We start from the raw sequence: 19,253 nt of genomic DNA, 5'->3' as shown, positions 1-19,253 counted from the left end.
ATTCCCCAACCGGGGCTCATCCTGCCGAGGACACCGGCCGCGAAGCGTCCTGCGGTGTCGTTTCGTTGTCTGGGGGCGGCTCGCCGGGGACGCCCGACTCGAGCAGGTCGATCAGCCCGACGCCCGTGATGCCGCCGAGCAGCTGGGCCAGTGGAGCGCTGCGACCGATCTTGCGGCGCAGTCGCTTTCGCAGGTCGACCGCCAACAGCGAGTCCACGCCGAGGTCGACCAACGGCGCGGTCCAGTCGACCGACGCTGGATCGCCCGCTCCCAGCAGGGCGGCCACTTCCGTGCGCACAACCACCTCGACCGGCTTGTCACCGGTTTCGTCAAGCGCCGATCCGGTGCCGGACCCCTCGGACGGCGCGGCGGCCGGCTCGGCGAACGGCGATGCGATGCCCTGGCTTTCGAAGAACAGCCGTAGCCGGTCGAAGTCGGCGGCGAGGATCACCGGGTCCCCGTCGTGCCGCTGCAGGCCGGCCCGCACGGCCTCGTCGGGGTCCATGGCGACCAGCCCGGACCGCTCGATGCGGGCGACCTCGTCGGCGCCGGCGATCGTGGTGCCCTGCCAGAGCCCCCAGCGCACCGACGTGCAGTCCAGGCCCCGGGCGCGCAGCTGGGCGGCGAGGACGTCGAGCATGCGGTTCGATGCCGCATACGCCCCGTGGCCGTATCCGCCCCACACCCCGGACACCGAGGAACAGAGCAGGACCCGCGCGTCCTTGCGCAACGGCCACGCTTCGGCAATGCGTTCCAGCCCGGCGACTTTCGCGCCGAACATGTCGGCCCACTGGTCGGGGGTGAGTTGGTGGTGCGCGCCGAAGGCCGCGGTGCCGGCGGCGTGGATCAGCAACGTCGCGCCGTCGCCGGCGTGCTCGCCCGCGGTGGTTCGCACCGCGGCGTCGTCGGTGATGTCGCACGCGGGGGCGAGCACCTCGGCCTCGTGCCCGTCGATGAGCCGGTCCAGGTCCGCTTGCGGAACTCCCTTGCGGCTCAACAGGATAACCCGCCTGGCGCCGCGCTGGATGCAGAGCCGCGCGTACGCCAGGCCGATCGGCCCGCTGCCCCCCGTGATCACCACGGTTTCCATCTCGGCCGGGTCGAGGGCACTCGTCGGCGTGGGCTCGGCGACTTCGCGCAGCCTGCGGACGAAGCGCCGCATGTCCCCGTCCGGGCCCTCGCGCAAGGCGGTCTCGTCCGGCTCGCCAAGCACGACGTCGAGGCACGCGTGCGCCTCCTGCGCGGCGATGTTCCGGGTGGGCAGGTCCAGATGCGCGAACGTCTTGTCGGGAAACTCGAATCCCACGCTGCGATGCAGCGCGGCCAGCGCCGCCTGGGCCGGCAGCCCCGCGGGCTCTCCCGGCTGGACCTGTTCTCCGCAGGCCGTGACCAACCACACGGTGCGACAGCGCTGCCCGACGAGTCGCCGGTAGTCGGGCAGGCGGGCCTCGACCAGGGCGCCGGCCGCGGCCGTCGGGCCGGTTTGTTCGAGCGCTGGCGCGATGATCACCGTGATGTCGGCGTCCTCGGGGGCCGCCATCCTGCAGTCATTGTGTGCGGCAACGGCTTCCACCAGTCGGCGCGCCAACGACCCGGCGGTGGCGCCGGGTTCGACGACCGCCACGCGGCGGCCGGGCCGGCTCGGCCCGCCGGCGGGGTCGCTCGGTAGCCATTGTTCGGTCGCCACCGCGACGGCCTTGCCCGGCAGCGGGGGAAGCGGCTCCCGCTTGGCCCACAGGTGCACCGACCGCATCGGCGCGTGCGGGAAGTCCCGCAGCGGCGGGTGCCCGCTCGCGCCGGGGACGTCGGCCCAGCGATAGGCCGGATCGGCCAGCGCGGCGGCGGCGATGTTCGCGGCCAGCCGGTCGGCGATGGGCTCGCCGCGGGCACCCGATCCGAGGAGCGTGGCCGACTCGTCGTCGACCAGGTCGGCCAGCGGGGAGAGCAGCGCCGGGTGCGCCGACAGCTCGATGAACACGTTGACGCCCCGCTCGACGGCCAGGGCGACCGCCCGGTCGAATCTGACCGTGTTGCGCAGGTTCTCATACCAGTAGTCGGTGAAGTCGGTGTCCGGACCGATCACCGCGCCCACCGCCGAGCTGACGAACTCCACGGGCGCGTCATTGAACGCCGACGCGGGCAACAGGTCGTAGAACATGGGCCGCAGCGGTTCCAGGGCGCTGGTGTGCCCGGGGTAGTCGACCGCGATCGACCGCGAGAAGATGCCCCGCTCGTCGGCGAGCCGCACGATGCGGTCCACCGCCTCCCGCTCTCCGGAGACGACGGTCGAGGACGGGGCGTTGACGGCCGAAACCTCGAGCCAGCCGGGAATTTCGGCGATGAGGCGGTCGGCCTCCGCGGCGTCGGCGCCGAGCACGGCCATGCCGTAGCATCCGCCCAACCGGCCCACGGCGGTGGCCCTCGCCCCGACCACCGCGACGGCGTCGGCCAGGGTGATGGCGCCGGCCACGTGGGCAGCCGCCGCCTCGCCGAGGCTGTGGCCCAGGGTGATGTCGGGCAGGACGCCGCACGAGCGCCACACCTGCGCCAGGGCGACGGAATGGGTGAACTGCGCTCCCTGGATCTCGACCTGCGACCAGTCCCGCTCGGCCCTGTCGTCCACGAGGTACGGCAGCGGCGACGGCATGCCTGCCGCGGCGAACGCCGCGGCGCACCGGTCAGCCTCGGCGCGGTAGGTCGCGAGCTGCCGGTAGGCGTCGGCGCCCATCGACGGCCATTGGTTGCCCTGGCCGGGAAAGACGAACGCCGTCCGGGGGCTTGCGCCCGTCGACGAGGTGGTGACCAGCGGGTGCTCCTCGTCCCGGGCCAGCGCGCGCAGGCCCGCGGCGAGTTCGCCGGCGTCGGCCGCCCTGACCACGGCGCGGTACCGGCGCACCCGGCGGGTGCGCATGAGCGTCGACGCGACGCCGGACACGCTCGCCTTGCGGTCCAGGTAGTCCAGGACCGCCGCGGCGTCGCGGGCGATCAGCTCCCGCTCGTGCGCGCTGAGCAGCACCGGAACGCGGCGATCGGGGAACTCGTTGCCGGCCATCACACCGGCTCCGGGACGGACACGATCACGTGGGCGTTGGTGCCGCTGACGCCGAACGCGGACACCGCCGCCAGGCGCCGCCCGTCGACGGGGCGCCACGGAGTGAGGGCCTGGGCGAGGCGCAATCCCTGGCTGTCCCAGTCGATTTCCCGGCTGGCCTCGCTCGCGTGCAGGGTCGGCGGTACCGCCCCGCGCTCGGCCGAGACGATGACCTTGGCCAGGCCCAACGCTCCGGCGGCGGCCTGCGCGTGTCCCAGGTTCGACTTCACGGATCCCAGCAGCGGGCCTTCGCCCGGTTCGGTCGCGCCGTACGTCTGTGACAGCGACCGCAACTCGGTCCGGTCGCCGAGCCGCGTCGCGGTGCCGTGTCCCTCGACCATGCCCACCTGTTCGGCGCGCACCCCGGCGCGCTCCATGGCGCGGTGGAAGAGGCGCTTCTGCGCGTCCCCGTTGGGGGCGGCCAGGCCCGCGCTGCGGCCGTCCTGGTTCACCGCACTGGCCCGGATCTCGGCGACGACGGCATGACCGTCGCGCAGCGCGCACGACTTGCGTTGCAGCACAAACACGCCCGCGCCTTCCGCCCAGACCGTTCCGCTGGCGTGCGCGCTGTACGGGCGGCAGTGACCATCGTCCGACAACGCCTGCTGCTTGGAGAATTCGACGAAGTAGCCGGGGGAGCCCATCACGCACACCCCACCGGCCACCGCCATGTCGCAGTCCCCGGCCCGCACCGACTGGACCGCGACGTGCAGCGCCGCCAACGCCGAAGCGCACGAGGAGTCGACGGTGAGGGCCGGCCCGGCCAGGCCGAGCGTGTAGGCGATTCGCCCGGAGATCACCCCGAGCGCCGTACCGCTGAGCAGGTGGCCGGTGTGACGGGAGAACTCGGCCATGTCCGGTCCGTACCCGGTCATCGACGCCCCGATGTAACAGCCGACATTGTGGCCGTGCAGGTCGTCCGGGTTGATGCCGCTGTTTTCCAGCGCCCGCCACGCCACCCGCAGGGCCACGCGCTGCTGGGGGTCCATCGCGGTGGCCTCGCGGGGTGAGATCCCGAAGAACTGAGGGTCGAAATGGCCCGCACCGGAGAGGAATCCGCCGGCGTCGTGGATTTGCTTGAAGCCCTCGCGGCGCGAGCCGGCCAGCAGGTCGCGGACCGGCCAGCACCGGTCGGTGGGGAAGGGCGACAGCGGTTCCCGCTGTTCCGACAGCACCGCCCAAAAGTCGTCCGCGGTCTCCACACCGCCGGGTGCCTCGATCGCCATGCCGACGACGACCACAGGGTCGTCGTCGATGGGCGTACCGGATTGCTGATCAGCCATCGGCGAGTATTCCTTTCCGCCACGGGGGTTCTCGTGCGTCCATCGGCGCCACTTTCGTCGTGGAGGTGGACGCTTGCGGCCCGGCGAGACAACGCTGTCTCCGGTTCACCGGTCGACGTCCGAGGCGTCACGCGGTGGCGCACCCGCATCCGGTCGGCCGGCCAAGAGGCTTGACGACTGGGTTCGGGCCCCGATTGGGTCGTGCGGCAACAAGTTCTGGGCCGCGACCTTTTTGCGCGGCTGCCGTTAGATACCCGGGCTGAAGGACGCGAAACGCGGTGTTCTCAAAAAGATTTCCGTTCACTTGCGGTAAATCTGACGCCTAGGTCAATATTCATCTACTTAATTATCGCTATAGGACATAGTTCGCCAAGAGAGCGACCGCGGGCGGACCGCCACCCGCACAAGGCCAGCGCGCTACCCGGCGTCCGTGATCACGCGGTTCGGCACGGTGTTGACGTGCTCCTTGATGTAGAAATGCCCGCCGTCGAAGAAGGACAGCATGAACGAGCCCTCGGTGTGATCGGCCCACCGGTGCAGCGATCCGGCGTCGACGCGCCGGTCGTCCAGGCCGCCGATGGCGTGGATGTCCGCCCGGATCCGCACGGTGTCGCTGCAGGCGTAGCGGTTGAGTGCTTCGTAGTCGCACCGCGCGGCGTTGACCAGCAGTTCCGCGAACTCTTCGTCGGCCAGGAGCCGGGGATCGGTTTCGCCCATGTCGGCGATGTCGGCGAGCAGTCCGCCGGTGTCGGTCGGCAGTTGCGGCCTGCCGGCAACGGTCGAGGGTGGTGGGCCGGCCGACACCCAGAGTTTCTGCACGGCGATCCCGCGCTGCTCGGCGATCCGGGCGAACTCGAACGCGACCACCGCGCCCATGCTGTGCCCGAACAGCCGCAGGGGCGCGAACCGGCGCCACGGCCCGGCCTGAAACAGCTCGCGGGCCAGGTCGTGCAGCGTTTTCGGGGCTGGGTGATGCAGCCTGTCGGCCCGCCGGGGGTACTGCATGACGAAGGTGTCACCGCCGGCGGCCAGGCTCCTCGCCAGGCGCTGATAACTCGAGGCCGCCGCCCCCGCGTGCGGGAACACCACGATGGCGCCGCGGCCGGGCCCGCGATTTCCTCCCGGGACGTGTTTTATCCACGGTGCGAAGGCGTTTCTCTCAGCTGTCATGGTGATCCGTCCTGCCCGCGGCGATGGAAGGTGGGCTCACGACCGCAACTGCTGTAGTCGTCTTGCATGTATTCGGAACCGCGGGTCGCCCGGTTGGGCGACAACGCGAAGTCGTCGGTCGGTGACGCGGCCATACCGGCACGGGGTGACACCCGGCCCAGGCTACACATCGTCGCTATGCGCCCACTGTGCGGAAAGTCTTGACTGCCAACGGTTCGTCGCGTCGAAGTGGGCGACGACGTATGCCACGGTCACGGCCGGTATCGGGGCGATGAGGGTGAGCATCGTGTTGACCGCGCGGCGAGTCTCAATTAGCGTCGAGATGAATTCATATGGATCAGCCGTCGGCGGCCGGTCCCGGCGGTCGGCGGTCCCCTGGAAGCCACGGTGGCCGCGGGCGTCTCGCCGAAGTCTCCAGAAACGTGGGACGCCATCAATACGAGGCGACGGTCGCGAGTCCGTGCAACGCGGCTCGACCCCGTCGGCGATTGGAGGGCACCTGTGCCCACGCAGCTGCAGCCGGAGCGCGTCCGGCCGTCACGTCGTTCAACCGAAAGACGTCGGTCACCCGAAAGCAAAGCGCCACAGGACAATCGGCTGTCGTTCATGGATCAGGCCATGTATCTGATGCAGCGCGCCACCGGGCGTTACGCCATCGTGCAGTGCGTGTGGGTCTATGAGGGCCCGATCGACTTCGACGGGTTGCGGCGTTTTCACCGCAATCTTGGCCGCGGCCTGCTGGGACGGCGCATCGAACGGTCGCCGCTGCCGTTCGCCCGCCATCGGTGGGTGTCCGATCCGGGCCCGGCCGACATCGATGTCGCCGAACTAGCCCGCCCGCGCGCCGAACTCGGCGACTGGCTCGACGAGCGCGCGCAACTGCGGATCGACCCCGAGCGGGGCCCGGGCTGGCATCTGGGAGTGCTGCCTACGACGGACGGCTCGACGGTCGTGAGCCTGGTGGCTTCCCACTGCCTCATCGACGGTCTCGGTGTCGTCAGCGCCGTCGCCGAGGCGGTGCTCGGCACCGACCGCGAACTCTGCTACCCACCGCCTCGCTCGCGAACCCGGCGACGTGCGCTCCTGCAGGACGGGCGGGAAACCGCGAAGGGCGCTCCCGGGCTTGCGCGGGTGGTCGCCGAGGCGGCGCGCGCGGCCCGTCACAATTCGAAGGGCGAGGCTCGACCGGCACCCGCGCGGCCGGCCGCCGTCGACGGCATCGCGACCGCCGAATCGATCGTGGTTCCGGCCATCACCGTCCACGTCGACGTCAGCGAGTGGGACGCGCGCGCGGCGGCCCTCGGGGGAAACGGTCACCATCTGGCGGCGGGATACGCCGTGCGGCTTGCCGAGCGCATGGGGCGCACGCGCCCAGCGGACGGGGCGGTGACCCTGCAGATTCCCCTGACCGACCGCACCCCCAGCGACACGTGTGCCAACATGCTGGCTTTCGTCAGTGTGAACGTCGACCCGGCCGGCATCACCACCGATCTCTCCGGCGCCCGTGCGGCCATCCGGCGGGCCTTCGAGCGACACCGTGAGTCTCCGGAGCCGGTCTCGCCCCTGGTTCCGCTGGCGCCGTTCGCCCCGAAGCGCGTTTTGAAGAAAGTGACGGAGGCGGCGTTCGCCTATGCCGATCTGCCCGTCGCCTTCTCGAGTATGGGCGAGATGCCGCCGATCGCCGCCTGCGTGGACGGCACCGAGCCCGCATATTGCTTCGGGCGCGGCGCGATCCAGGGGGCGCTGCGACGGGATCTCGAGCGGGCGCGCGGCGAACTTGCGCTGTTCCTGCTGCGGATCGGCGGCAAGGTGTGCATCACGGTCGACGCGTACCGGCCCCGCGGGGACAACTCGAAGCCGGCACTGCGCGAGCTGGCGGCGCATGCCCTGTCCGATTTCGGCCTCACCGGCGTGATCGGGTGACGGCGCCGCCCCTGCGCGCGCGAAGAGAACCGCGCCGAAACGAAATTCGAAACACCCCAGTGCGCTCCGCGAATTATCGGGTATCCCGCGGTGGCACGCACGCCGCCAGGAAGAAGGAATCACCATGACCGCCGCCGTCGACAGTCCGACGCAGCCTCCTCTCGCCGCGAAACTTCCGCCCGGCGTGCCGCGCTTCATTCCCAGGGCGGTGCAGGGGATCGCCTTCTTCACGGCGCGCTCGTGGGTCACCCAGCGCATGGCACGGCGATACGGCGGGTGCTTCCGGCTCGACGTCCCGGTGTTCGGTCAGCTGGTCGTCGTGGTGGATCCCGGGCTGGCCAAGCAGGTGTTCACCAGCAAGCCCGACGACCTGGGGGCCATCCAGCCCAACCTCAGCCGGCTGCTGGGGTCCGGCTCGGTGTTCGGCCTCGACGGCGCCGACCACCGCCGCCGGCGAAAACTGCTCGCCCAGCCGTTCCACGTCAACAACATGAAGAACTACGAACGGATCGTGGAGGAGGAGACGCTTCGCGAGATCGAGCGGTGGCCAGAGGGCGAGCCTTTCGCCACCCTGCCGCCCATGAAGAGCATCACGCTCAACGTCATCCTGCGGGCCGTGTTCGGCGCCCAGGGCGGCGAGCTCGACGAGCTGCGCGACATCCTCGTGCCGTGGGCGAAGCTGGGGGCGCGGCTGTCCATCCTGCCGATGCCGTCCCGGACCTACGGCCGTCACACCCCCTGGGGCCGGCTGGCCGAGTGGCGACGCAAGTACGACGTCGTCATCGACCGGATGATCGAAGCCGCGCTGGCGGATCCGGCCCTGGCCGAGCGGACCGACATCCTCGCGCTGCTGGTGCGCAGCGTCCACGACGACGGTTCGGCCATGTCGCGCGCGGACATCCGCGACGACCTGCTCACCCTCCTCGTCGCCGGGCACGAAACCACCGCAACGACTTTGGCGTGGGCCTTCGAACAGCTCAGCCGGCAACCGTCGGTGCTGGCGGCCCTGGCCGAGGAGGCGGACACCGGCGACGACACCCTGCGCCACGCGGCCGTCTACGAGGTGCAACGCGTCCGCCCGGTGATCGACTTCTCGGGTCGCCGTGTGCGCGCGGACACCCTGCAACTCGGGGAGTGGGTGCTTCCGCGGGATTACTCGCTGATCGTGAGCATCTCGCGGTGCCACGCCAGCCCCGAGACGTTCCCCGCGCCGGAGCGTTTCGACCCCGAGCGCTACATCGAAAGCCGGCCGTCCCCGTTCGCGTGGATTCCCTTCGGCGGCGGCGCGCGGCGCTGTGCGGGCGCGGCGTTCGCCAAGATGGAGATGAACGTGGTGCTGCGAACGGTGCTGCGGCACTTGACTATTGAGACCACCACCGCCCCGGGGGAGAAGCTCCGCGCCGGCGGCATGGGCTATCTGCCGGGCTCCGGCGGCCGCATCGTGGTCCGCCGCCGCGCAACGCCGGCGGCATCGCCGCGTCGGACCCTGGACGGCGCCCAATAGGTCCGCGCCGCAACGGATTCGCGCGACCAGCGTCGGCGTCGTCGCGCCGCAGCCGGAGGGCGTCCCCGGCCGCTCGGCCGTTCAGCGACCGGCCCGGCCGCGAACCCGTCGCGCTCACGTCGGCGCCGGTGTGACCAAAGACCCTTCCGGCGGGGACCTCGGAACCTTCCGACGTGCGACCGAAGCACTCCCGTCTCACTCCGTTCGGCCCTAGGGGCCACCGCGTCGCGGTGGTCGGATTGACCTTTGGCGCCGACGGAGGAGGCCGCAATGAAGCTCACGACACACCTGCGACGGCAACCTCACGTGCGCACCCCTGCGATGTACCGCGTCAGCGACCGCCTGCACAGCGGCCGCGCGGTTTGGGTGCCCGGCCACCAGATCGCGCCCCTGGTCTCGGGGTGGCTGGCGGAGCTCGGGGTGCACAGCCCGCTGGTCGACGACCTGGCCCGGGCGGCCTGCGCCGGCGACTGGGCGGCCGCGTACGCCTTCGGTGACCAGCTGTCCGTCGACGTGAGCCTCGCGGTCGCGGCGTAGCGGCCGGGATCCGACCATGCGGGGCATTGGAACAAAGTCCCTTGGGCAAGTGCCGTCCTGCCCTCGTGCGGGCGGGTGCGGACGCGCGATGGTGGACCGCAGAGAGCTCGACCGAAGGGATTCACAGTCATGAACGCGCGGTTTCCGGATGAGGGAACGATCCGGACGGTCCTGACTTTGGCATCGCGGGCGCCGTCGGTCCACAACACGCAGCCCTGGCGGTGGCGGGTCGGCAGCGCCAGCGTCCACCTGTACGCGGACGCCGGCCGGCAGCTGCCCAACACCGACCCCGACGGCCGCGACCTCATGCTGAGTTGCGGCGCGGCGCTGCATCATTGCACCGTGGCCTTCGCGGCCGTGGGCTGGCACACCAAGGTCACCCGCCTGCCGAACCCGGCCGACCCCGATCACCTGGCCGCGATCGAACTCTCCCCGTACCCCGCCGACTCCGTCGACATCGCGCTCGCGGCCGCCATACCCCGGCGGCGAACCGACCGGCGCCACTACAGCCACTGGCCGGTGCCCGTGGCCGACATCGCGCTGATGGCCGCGCGGGCGGCCCGCCACGGGGTGACCCTGTGCCGGGTCGACGACATCGACAACCTCCGCAAGATCGTGGTGCAGTCCGTGCAGGACCACCTGAACCAGGACTACCTCGCCGAGCTCACGGCGTGGAGCGGGCGCTACGCGTCGGTGGCGGGCGTGCCGGCGCGGAACACGCCGGTCGCGGACCCGGCCGCGCGGATACCCGGCCGGTACTTCGCCGGCGCGGTGCTGCCGATGCCGCCGGATTCGTCGGCCGACGACGACAACGCCGTCGTGCTCGCGCTGGGAACCCGCAACGACGACCGCCTGGCGCGGCTGCGCGCCGGGGAGGCCACCAGCGTCGTGCTGCTCACCGCGACGTCGATGGGCCTGGCCAGCTGCCCCGTCACCGAACCGCTGGAGATGCCGGGCAGTCGCGAGGCGGTGCGCTCCGACGTCTTCGGTGACATCAACTATCCGCAGATGCTGCTTCGCGTGGGTTGGGCGCCCATCAACGCCGACCCGCTGCCCGCCACGCCGCGGCGCGAATTGTCCGACGTCGTCGAGTGGCTCGTCGAGCACGAGCATCACGTCGCGTCCTAGGGCCACAATGGAAACCTTCACGCTCGACCCGCGCCGCTGGCGGGTCGCCCGCATCGTCGGCCGCAACCCGCTGCTCCGGCGGACCGACCGCGTCGAAGCCCTGGTCGTGCTGGCCGCCCTCCTGGCATCGATCGCGCTGGTACCGGTCTCGGGTGTGGTGGGCGCCGTGACGTACGGCCACCGGCAACACGTCTACATCCAGGAGGCGCACGAGCGGCACCGCGTTCTCGCCACGGTGTCCGAGGTGCTCGTCGTCGAGTCCGGGACCACCGTCGTCCAGGCGAGATGGCCCGTGGCATCCGGGGAGCGCGGCGGCCCGGTGCAGCTGGCCCGCCTGGCCAAACCCGGTGAGACCGAGGAGATCTGGGTGGACAGGGACGGGAAGCCGGCCTTGCCGCCGACCCCCGCCTGGCACGCCGTCATCGATGCGGTCGGCATGGCGGGCGTGGCGGTGCTGCTCGGGGCGTTCGTGATGACGTCACTGATGGCGGCCGCGTACGCCCGCCTCAACCGGGTCCGCTACGCCGCCTGGGATCGGGACCTCAGGTCTCTGGTGGAAGGCCGGACCAACAGGCCATGACCTTCACCGGACCGCACCCGGTGTGCGACAGTGGTTCCTGCGGTAGGAAATCCATACGGCACAGGCGATTAGGCGGATGATGCGTCGATGACTCCCGACGTTGCGCTCTGCGATGCCGGCGCGCTGCATCGCCTGGTCGAGGTCCTGATCGAACGTGGCTACCGCGTGGTCGGCCCGACGTTGCGGGACAACGCGATCGTGCTCGACGAGCTCGAGTCGGCGTCGGACCTGCCGCGCGGCTGGGGGGTCGACGTCGCGCCCGGGCACTACCGGCTGCGCCGGCGCGACGACGACGCGGCCTTCGGGCACTCGTCGGGGCCGCAGTCCTTCAAGCAGTTCCTGCACCCGCCGAGGCGCCGGCTGTGGTCCGGCAACTCCGACGGCACGGTCGAGCCCGAGGAGGAGGCGCCCCGGTACGCCTTCCTCGGGGTGCGCGGGTGCGACCTGGCCGCGATCGCGACGCTGGACAAGGTGCTGGGCCGCGGCCGATTTCCCGACGATTCGTTCGTCCGGCGGCACCGTGGGGCGTTCATCGTCGCCGTCAACTGCACCGAGCCCGGCAGGCTGTGCTTCTGCGCCTCGATGGGCACCGGTCCGGCGGCCGGTCCGGGGTACGACCTGTCCCTGACCGAGCGCGTGGGGTCCCTTGGGGTCGCGGACGTGACCTACCTGGTGGACGTCGGCACGCCCGAGGGCGCCGAGGTGCTCGCGGCCATACCGCACCGGCCGGCCGGCGGCGACGAGGTGGCCGCCTCGCGCGCCGAGGTCGAGGCCGCGGCGCACCGCATGGGCCGCGCGATGCCGGACGCCGACCTGCGGAACCTGCTGATCGACAACCGCGAATCGCCGCAGTGGGAGGAGGTCGCCGGCCGCTGCCTCACCTGTGGCAACTGCACGATGGTCTGTCCGACCTGCTACTGCACCAGCACCGAGGACGTCAGCGACCTCACCGGCGAGCACGCCGAACGCTGGCAGCATTGGGCGTCCTGCTATGAGTTCGACTACACCTACGTGCACGGCGGCGGCAGCGTGCGGCAGTCGGGGGCGTCGCGCTACCGGCACTGGATCACCCACAAGCTCGGCACCTGGCACGACCAATTCGACATGTCCGGCTGCGTGGGCTGCGGGCGGTGCATCGCCTGGTGCCCCACCGGCATCGACATCACCGAAGAGATGAACAAGATGGCCCGCGATGACTGAGACCTTCAGCCCGGCGCCACCGGCGACCGCCCGCGACCAGATGGCGCCGGTCCCGTACCGCGTTCGCAGCCGCGTTGTGGAAAGCGCCGATTCGGCGACGCTGTGCCTGGAGCCGGTCGGCGAAGCGCTGCCGGCGCCGCTGCCCGGGGAGTTCATGATGCTCTACGCGTTCGGCGTGGGGGAGATAGCGATCTCGACCAGCGGCGACCCCGCCATCACCGACGGCTCGCTCACCCACACCATCCGCGCCGTCGGGGCGGTGAGCCGCGCGCTGCACGGCGCGCGGCCGGGCAGCGTTGTCGGCGTGCGGGGCCCGTGCGGCACCAGCTGGGGGATGGACGACGTCGTGGGGCGTGATCTCGTCGTGGTCGCCGGCGGCGTCGGCCTGTGCCCGTTGCGCCCGGCGGTGCTGTGGGCGCTGGCCCGGCGGTCGCAGTACGGCACACTGACGCTGATCGCCGGCGCCCGCTCCCGGCTGGACTTCGTGTACACCGGCCAGCTCGAGGAGTGGGCCCGCGACCCCGGGATCGATCTGCATCTCACCGTCGACGTGCCGGTGCAGGGATGGCACGGCCAGGTCGGTCTGGTCACCGAGCCGCTGCGCCGGCTCGCGGTGGATCCGGCGCGGACCACCGCGTTGCTGTGCGGGCCCGAGCCGATGATGCGGTTCGCCGCCGAGGCCCTGATGGCGAAGGGGTTGGCGGCGGCCGACATTCGGGTGTCGCTGGAACGGAACATGCAGTGCGGGATCGGGCTCTGCGGCCACTGCCAGCTGGGACCGCTGCTGATCTGCCGCGACGGGCCGGTGGTGGGTTACGACGTCGCGGGACCGCTGATGCGAGTCAAGGAGCTGTAGATGACCCCAAGCCTGGCGGTGTGGAAGTTCGCTTCCTGCGACGGTTGCCAACTCACCCTGTTGGACTGCGAGGACGAGCTGCTGACGCTGGCCGACCAAGTGCGGATCGCCACGTTCGCCGAGGCGTCGAGCGCCATGGTCGGCGGACCCTATGACGTGTCGCTGGTGGAGGGTTCGATCACCACCCGCCACGACGAGGAGCGCATCCGCGAGATCCGCGAGCAGTCCAGGGTTTTGGTCACCATCGGCGCGTGCGCGACGGCCGGCGGGGTGCAGGCCCTGCGCAACTTCGCCGACGTCGACGAGTTCGCCTCGGTCGTCTACGCCCGGCCGGACTACATCGACACGCTGGCGACGTCCACGCCGGCGGCCGCGCACGTGAACGTCGACTACCAGATACCCGGGTGCCCGATCGACCGCGGCCAGTTGCTCGACACGCTGGCCGCGCTGCTGATCGGGCGCAAGCCGCGGCTGCCGGCCAAGACGGTGTGCACCGAGTGCAAGATGCGCGGCGTGACGTGCGTGCTGGTCGCCGACGGCACCCCGTGCCTGGGGCCGGTCACCCACGCGGGCTGCGGGGCGTTGTGCCCCAGCCACTCTCGCGGTTGTTACGGCTGCTTCGGCCCGGCGGCCACGCCGCAGATTCAGACTCTGATCCCGGTGCTGCGCCGCGACGGCATGTCCGACGGCGACGTCGACCGGGTGTTCTCGACGTTCAACGTGGCCTCCTTCGCCGAAGAAAGGGCCAAGCAGTGAACCCCGAGGGCCGCACCCTGAGCGTCGGGACGCTGACCCGGGTGGAAGGGGAGGGGGCGCTGCACGTCACGCTGAAGGACGGCGCGCTGGACAGCGTCGAGCTGAACATCTATGAGCCGCCACGGTTTTTCGAGGCGTTCCTGCGGGGACGCGCCCACACCGAGCCGCCGGACCTCACCGCCCGGGTCTGCGGCATCTGCCCGGTCGCCTACCAGGTGAGCTCCTGCAACGCGATCGAAAGCGCCTGCGGCGTCGAGGTCGACCCCGAGATCGTCGCGCTGCGCCGCCTGTTGTACTGCGGCGAGTGGATTCACAGCCACATGCTGCACATCTACCTGCTGCACGCCCCGGACTTCCTGGGCTACCCCGACGCGATCGCGCTGGCGCGCGACGAGCGCGAGGTCGTCGAGCGCGGGCTGCGGCTGAAGAAGGCCGGCAACAAGCTGATGGACTTCGTCGGCGGGCGGGCGATCCACCCGATCAACGTGCGGCTCGGCGGGTTCTACTCCGTGCCCACCCGGTCGCAGTTCGCCCCGGTGGCCGAGCAGCTGCGCCGCGCCCTGGACGACGCGCTGGCGACGGTCGAGTGGGTGGCCGGGTTCGACTTCCCCGACCTCGACATCGACCACGAGATGCTGGCGCTGAGCCAGGACGGCCGGTACCCGATCGAGAACGGGGTCATCGCCCGCAGCGCCGGTCCGACCTTCGGCGTGGCCGACTTCACCGCGCACGTGCGCGAGTCGCAGGTGCCGCATTCCACCGCGTTGCACGCCACGCTCGACGGCGGGCGCTACCTCACCGGGCCCATGGCGCGCTACAACCTGAACTCCTCGGCGCTTTCGCCGGTCGCCGCCCAGGCCGCCGCCGCGGCGCGGCTCTCGGGGGAGTGCCGAAACCCGTTCCGCAGCATCGTCGTCCGCGCCGTCGAGGTGGTGTACGCGATCGAGGAGGCGCTGCGCATCATCGACTCCTACGAGCGGCCGTCGCGGCCGCACGTGGACGTGCCGGCTCGCCCGGGCGTCGGGCACGGCGTCAGCGAGGCGCCGCGCGGGCTGCTCTACCACAGCTACGAGATCGGCGCCGACGGGCTGGTCAAGGCCGCCACCATGATCCCGCCCACGTCGCAGAACCAGGCCGCCATCGAGGCCGACCTGGCCAGCGTGGTCTCCGACAACCTCACCCTCGACGACGCCGCGCTGACCTCCTTGTGCGAGCGCGTGATTCGCAGCTACGACCCCTGCATCTCGTGCTCGGCGCACTTCCTCACCCTGACGGTGCACCGGGGGTGACCGATCGCCTCAAGGCGACTGTGGTCGTGGGCCTCGGCAACCCCTACCGGCGCGACGACGGTGTCGGCCCCGCGGTCGCGGACGCGGTCGACGCCCTGGGCCTGGCGGATGTGGTTGTGGTGACCGGTATTTCGGATCCTATGAGCCTCGTGGAGGCGTGGTCGGGCGCCGGGCTGGCCGTCGTGGTCGACGCCGCGGTGGGGGCCCCGCCGGCGCCGGGCCGCGTCCGCCGCTGCGCCCTGGCCGACCTCGGTGCCGGGCGGGACGGATTGAGTTCGCACAGCGTGGATGTCGCGCGCGCCCACGAGCTGGCCCAGGCACTGGGGCGGGCGCCCGGCGCGGTGGTGGTGGTCACCGTCGAGGCGGCCGACACCGGGCACGGCACCGGCCTGACCCCGGCCGTCGCGCGTGCCGTGCCGGAAGCCGTGCGCCTTGTCCGCGACGAGATCTCGTGCGGTAGAGAACGCTGACCGATGACCAACGGCCCTGGCCCCGCGCCCGTCGCGCGGTTATCGTCACGTCAATGGCGGCGAGTGTGATGTGAAGGGCCAGCGGGGCGGTGCCGGGACCGTCGCCGCCCGGCGGCGCGAGCGGGTTCTCCTCCACGCCGACGTCCGGGCGGTCCGCGTCGCGGGGCTGATTCTCTTCCTGTGCGCGCTGGCCTGTCTGGCGGTGCTCGTCGCCCGCCAACACCTCGGCGACGACCGCTTCGCTCCCGGGCGGTTCGGCTGGTCGGTGGCGCTGCTCGCCGCGGTGGCGCTCATCGCGCGGGGAATCTTTTTGGGCCGGCCGGTGACCAGCGGGCACGCGCTGCTGGCGGCCGCCGCCCTGGGCGCCGGGGTGTTCGCGCACTTCCTCGGCTTCGGGCTGCCCGGCAACCTGCTCGTCGCCGGCGGCGGGCTCGCGCTGATGCTGCCCACCGCGGCGCGCCCCCAACCGGAGCTGCTCGACCGGGTGTGGCCGCTGGTCGACGCCACGCGTTCGGATCCGTTGGCGCCGTTCGCGATGCACACGAGCAAGAGCTACCACTTCGGCGCCGACGGCGCGGCGGCGATCGCCTACCGCACCCGGCTCGGCTTCGCCGTCGTCAGCGGTGACCCGATCGGCGATCCGTCCCGCTTCGCCGACCTGGCGGCCGATTTCGTCCGCATGTGCCGCGGCCGGGGCTGGCAGATCATCGTGCTGGCCGGCGGCGAGCGGAACCTGGGGCTGTGGCGGAAGGAGACCGTGGGCCAGCCGATGCTGGCCGTGCCGATCGGTCGCGACGTCGTCGTCGACGTCCGCCGGTTCACCCTGCACGGCCGCCGCTTCCGCAACCTGCGCCAGGCGGTGCAGCGGACCCACAACGTCGGCGTCACAACCGAAGTCGTCGACGAACGAGGCCTGGACGAGGAGCTGACCGCCGAGCTCACCGACGTCCTCTACGCCGCGCACCGCGCGGCGCGCACCGAGCGCGGGTTCTGCATGAACCTCGATGCGGCCCTGCAGGGCCGCTTCCCCGGCGTCAAGCTGGCCGTCGCGCGCGACCGGCGGGGCCGTGTGGTGGCGTTTCACCGGTACGCGACCGCCGGCGAGGGGTCGGAGGTGAGCCTCGACGTGCCGTTCCGGCGCCCGGACGCCCCCAACGGCGTCGACGAGCGGCTCACCGTCGACATGATCACCTACGCCAATGCCCATGGCGCGCGGCGTGTTTCGCTCGCCTTTGCCGCATTCCCGGAGATCTTCGAGGCGGCGAGGCCCGGCGCGGCGCAGCGGGTGGCGCTGCGGCTGATTCACCTGCTCGACCCGATGATCCGGCTCGAGTCGCTGTACCGCTACCTGCGCAAGTTCCACGCGCTGTCGGAGCGGCGCTATGTGGTGCTGTGCGTCCACCACATCCCGGCCGCGTTGCTGGTGCTGCTGTCGCTGGAGTTCGTTCCGCGCCCGCGCCGCCTGCGGCGGCCGGCCTAGCGCTTATGCGTGCCGAAGGTGGGGGGCAGGGACGAAATCACGTGAATTTCAATACCTAGCACCCGCCCTCGGCGCATCCACTTATCGGGCAAGCAGCGTCACTCGTCCAGTGGAGCGCCGAAGCGGAACCGTCGTCCCGTCACGGTTTCGGGGACGATCCGCACGTAGTGCGACTTCTCCGACGACACCCACGGCAGGACCTGGGCGCGTTCGGCCTCCTCGATCTCCTCGTAGGTGCGCAGCGAGCGGGCGGTGCCCTTGACGATGACGCTCCACCCCTCGGCGGCGGTGTGGTCGTCGACCTCGAAGAGGACGCGGTGGTTGATCGCGGTGCTGACGAGCTTGGTGCCCTCGGCCGTGCGGAACAGGATGGTGCGACGCTGGATGGCGTAGTTGACCGGGAAGATCTCGGGCTGGCCGTCGACACTGGTCACCAGCCGCCCCAGCGTCATGCTCCCGAGCAGGTCCCAGCATTCGCTCACCGGCAGGATGCTGACCCCACCATCGATTACCGACATCGGCCAATCCCCTTCATCCAAGCGTCCGGTACGTACCAAGGCTAGTGAACCGCCCCCCGCGGCGTCGCCGGCCGAAAGTCACGCGGGGGCAGGGACCAAAGTTGTTCGTCAGCGGATCTCGAGGACGTCGCGCAGCGGGCGCCGCGGGGTCGGCGTCGCGAGCGGTTCGGTCGCCGGGGCTATGCCCACCCGGATCAGCACCTGCGGTTCGCCCCGTTTCTCGAGCAGGCCGCGCACGACGTCGCGGCTGTCCTCCTGCTCGATCAGGTGCGTCAGCGTGCAGGTGGCCATGAACGCCGTCGTGCACTCGAGCAGGACGCGGGACAACGCCTCCCCGCACCGCAGGACGTCGGTCCGGGTGTCGCCGGGGGTCGAGAGCACCAGGATCTTCGACCAGTCGGCCCCGACCTCCGGGCGCCGGTTCTCGTGGCCCCGAACCGGGAAGTCGCGGGCCACGTCCACCCGGTGCCGCTCGGAGTCGGAGGCGAGCGCCCGCGGCGGCACGCCCTCGGTGAGGGCGAATGGCGAAGTCCACCACTCGAGTTCGGCGTGGTAGGACAGGTCGTCGCGGCGGAGTTCCGCGGTGAGCTGCGACGCCTCGGCCAACAGCGGGCGGGCGTCGTCGGACAGCACGTCGAGCATGACGACGCCGTCGTCGTAGGCTTTGTGCAGCACGGGCTCGAACAGGTCCCAGTAGGTGGGCCGGCCGAGCGGGAGGCGGTCGGTGCGCCGTTGCAGGATCGCCCGGGCCAGGTCGTGGTGCACCCCGGTGACGTGGTCGGCCGGCCGGAATTCGACGGACGCCAGGTGATCCGGGTCGTGCGGGTCGGGGAACCGGGTGATCCGCGGCTCCCAGCCGGCGGCGAGCATGGCGACGCGCAGATGGTCGAGCGCCACCCCGCAACTCAGGATCGTCTCGCGGCCCGAGCGGTCGGTGCCGGGCACCGCCCGGTTGCGGTCGACGAACAGGTGCACCCGCCCGTCGATGACCACCCACCGCCACGGCTGGCTGTTGTGCACGGACGGCGCGCGGCATGCCAGTTCCACCGCCTCGCGCAGCACGTGGGTGTCTATCACCGCCTGGATCATGTCGGCCGCCTTCCGGTTTGTCGCCGAGGCTACGGCGACGGCGGCGCCGCGAGTAGGGTCGTTCGGCCCTGCAGGCGGGGGCCGTTTGTTACCGCCCGGCGCTCATACGCCGGGCCGGGCCGCGTTCTTGTCGACGTAGCCCACGACGTCGGCCAGTGTCCGCAGGGACTTGTAGTCGGCCTCCGGGATGTCCACGTGCAGCCGCTTGTGGATGCCGCGCAGGAAGCTCAGCCAGTCCATGGAGTCCAGGTCGACCTGGTCGCGCAGCAGGTCGTCGTCGCTGATCTCGTCGGGCTCGACCTCGGGGGCGATGGTCGTCAGCACCGACAGCACCACCGCGCGGGTGTCTTCGTTGGTCGTCATGGCACGTCACTTCTCC

The 19,253-nt window shown here is 71.3% G+C and carries 17 protein-coding genes; 11 read left to right on the top strand and 6 right to left on the bottom strand.

Going from position 1 to position 19,253, the window contains the following annotated elements; genetic code table 11:
• Positions 1 to 16: 16 nt before the first annotated feature.
• The 3 genes from mbtD to GPY60_RS00290 form a co-directional block, all read right to left on the bottom strand.
• Entirely contained in the window at positions 17 to 3,052 is a 3,036-nt protein-coding gene (gene mbtD, locus GPY60_RS00300) for a mycobactin polyketide synthase MbtD (RefSeq protein WP_156685575.1), read from the bottom strand.
• Positions 3,052 to 4,374: a beta-ketoacyl [acyl carrier protein] synthase domain-containing protein gene (locus tag GPY60_RS00295; protein WP_156685574.1), complete on the bottom strand. Its 1,323-nt coding sequence runs from the start codon at positions 4,372 to 4,374 to the stop codon at positions 3,052 to 3,054. Before GPY60_RS00295 ends, mbtD begins: the two co-directional genes overlap by 1 nt.
• A gap of 417 nt (positions 4,375 to 4,791) precedes the next feature.
• Positions 4,792 to 5,544 carry a thioesterase II family protein gene (locus GPY60_RS00290; RefSeq protein ID WP_156685573.1) on the bottom strand — a complete coding sequence of 251 codons (753 nt, stop codon included), beginning with the start codon at positions 5,542 to 5,544 and terminating at the stop codon, positions 4,792 to 4,794.
• A gap of 606 nt (positions 5,545 to 6,150) precedes the next feature.
• Between GPY60_RS00290 and GPY60_RS00285 the strand changes: the two genes are divergently transcribed.
• From GPY60_RS00285 to GPY60_RS00235, 11 genes are all read left to right on the top strand, one after another.
• Entirely contained in the window at positions 6,151 to 7,467 is a 1,317-nt protein-coding gene (locus GPY60_RS00285) for a hypothetical protein (RefSeq protein ID WP_156685572.1), read from the top strand.
• Positions 7,468 to 7,591: 124 nt separating this feature from the next.
• Positions 7,592 to 8,971 carry a cytochrome P450 gene (locus GPY60_RS00280; protein WP_156685571.1) on the top strand — a complete coding sequence of 460 codons (1,380 nt, stop codon included), beginning with the start codon at positions 7,592 to 7,594 and terminating at the stop codon, positions 8,969 to 8,971.
• Between the two features lie 270 nt (positions 8,972 to 9,241).
• Positions 9,242 to 9,508: a hypothetical protein gene (locus GPY60_RS00275; protein WP_156685570.1), complete on the top strand. Its 267-nt coding sequence runs from the start codon at positions 9,242 to 9,244 to the stop codon at positions 9,506 to 9,508.
• Between the two features lie 129 nt (positions 9,509 to 9,637).
• Positions 9,638 to 10,636, top strand: a complete 999-nt coding sequence (locus GPY60_RS00270) for an Acg family FMN-binding oxidoreductase (RefSeq protein ID WP_156685569.1) — start codon at positions 9,638 to 9,640, stop codon at positions 10,634 to 10,636.
• A 7-nt stretch (positions 10,637 to 10,643) separates the two neighbouring features.
• On the top strand, positions 10,644 to 11,216 hold the full coding sequence (locus tag GPY60_RS00265; RefSeq protein WP_156685568.1) for an Rv1733c family protein: 573 nt from the start codon (positions 10,644 to 10,646) through the stop codon (positions 11,214 to 11,216).
• A gap of 87 nt (positions 11,217 to 11,303) precedes the next feature.
• Complete coding sequence (locus tag GPY60_RS00260; protein WP_156685567.1) at positions 11,304 to 12,416, top strand: 4Fe-4S dicluster domain-containing protein; 1,113 nt, start codon at positions 11,304 to 11,306, stop codon at positions 12,414 to 12,416.
• A complete protein-coding gene (locus GPY60_RS00255) occupies positions 12,409 to 13,272 on the top strand; it encodes an FAD/NAD(P)-binding protein (protein WP_156685566.1) in 864 nt (287 codons plus the stop codon). Before GPY60_RS00260 ends, GPY60_RS00255 begins: the two co-directional genes overlap by 8 nt.
• Positions 13,273 to 14,028, top strand: coding sequence for an oxidoreductase (locus GPY60_RS00250; protein ID WP_156685565.1), 756 nt, complete (start codon positions 13,273 to 13,275; stop codon positions 14,026 to 14,028).
• On the top strand, positions 14,025 to 15,317 hold the full coding sequence (locus tag GPY60_RS00245) for a Ni/Fe hydrogenase subunit alpha (RefSeq protein ID WP_156685564.1): 1,293 nt from the start codon (positions 14,025 to 14,027) through the stop codon (positions 15,315 to 15,317). The genes GPY60_RS00250 and GPY60_RS00245 overlap by 4 nt, the downstream gene beginning before the upstream one ends.
• Positions 15,314 to 15,787: a hydrogenase maturation protease gene (locus GPY60_RS00240; RefSeq protein WP_156685563.1), complete on the top strand. Its 474-nt coding sequence runs from the start codon at positions 15,314 to 15,316 to the stop codon at positions 15,785 to 15,787. The genes GPY60_RS00245 and GPY60_RS00240 overlap by 4 nt, the downstream gene beginning before the upstream one ends.
• 70 nt (positions 15,788 to 15,857) lie before the next feature.
• Positions 15,858 to 17,267 carry a bifunctional lysylphosphatidylglycerol flippase/synthetase MprF gene (locus tag GPY60_RS00235; RefSeq protein ID WP_156685562.1) on the top strand — a complete coding sequence of 470 codons (1,410 nt, stop codon included), beginning with the start codon at positions 15,858 to 15,860 and terminating at the stop codon, positions 17,265 to 17,267.
• A gap of 98 nt (positions 17,268 to 17,365) precedes the next feature.
• On the opposite strand, the gene GPY60_RS00230 is transcribed toward GPY60_RS00235, so the two are convergent.
• The 3 genes from GPY60_RS00230 to GPY60_RS00220 all read right to left on the bottom strand — a co-directional run bounded on the left by GPY60_RS00230 (position 17,366) and on the right by GPY60_RS00220 (position 19,237).
• The gene (locus tag GPY60_RS00230; RefSeq protein ID WP_156685561.1) at positions 17,366 to 17,785 is read right to left on the bottom strand and encodes a pyridoxamine 5'-phosphate oxidase family protein; all 420 of its coding nucleotides are present in this window, start codon (positions 17,783 to 17,785) and stop codon (positions 17,366 to 17,368) included.
• Positions 17,786 to 17,893: 108 nt separating this feature from the next.
• Positions 17,894 to 18,874, bottom strand: a complete 981-nt coding sequence (locus GPY60_RS00225) for an Acg family FMN-binding oxidoreductase (protein ID WP_156685560.1) — start codon at positions 18,872 to 18,874, stop codon at positions 17,894 to 17,896.
• 102 nt (positions 18,875 to 18,976) lie between these two features.
• Positions 18,977 to 19,237 carry an acyl carrier protein gene (locus GPY60_RS00220; protein WP_156685559.1) on the bottom strand — a complete coding sequence of 87 codons (261 nt, stop codon included), beginning with the start codon at positions 19,235 to 19,237 and terminating at the stop codon, positions 18,977 to 18,979.
• Positions 19,238 to 19,253 lie beyond the last annotated feature (16 nt).

It is taken from the genome of Mycobacterium sp. Marseille-P9652 (genome assembly GCF_902652685.1).
In the GTDB taxonomy this organism is placed as follows: Bacteria; Actinomycetota; Actinomycetes; order Mycobacteriales; family Mycobacteriaceae; genus Mycobacterium.
The sequence above is the reverse complement of the archived record's forward strand: the minus strand, read 5'-3'. Positions and strand labels throughout refer to the sequence as shown.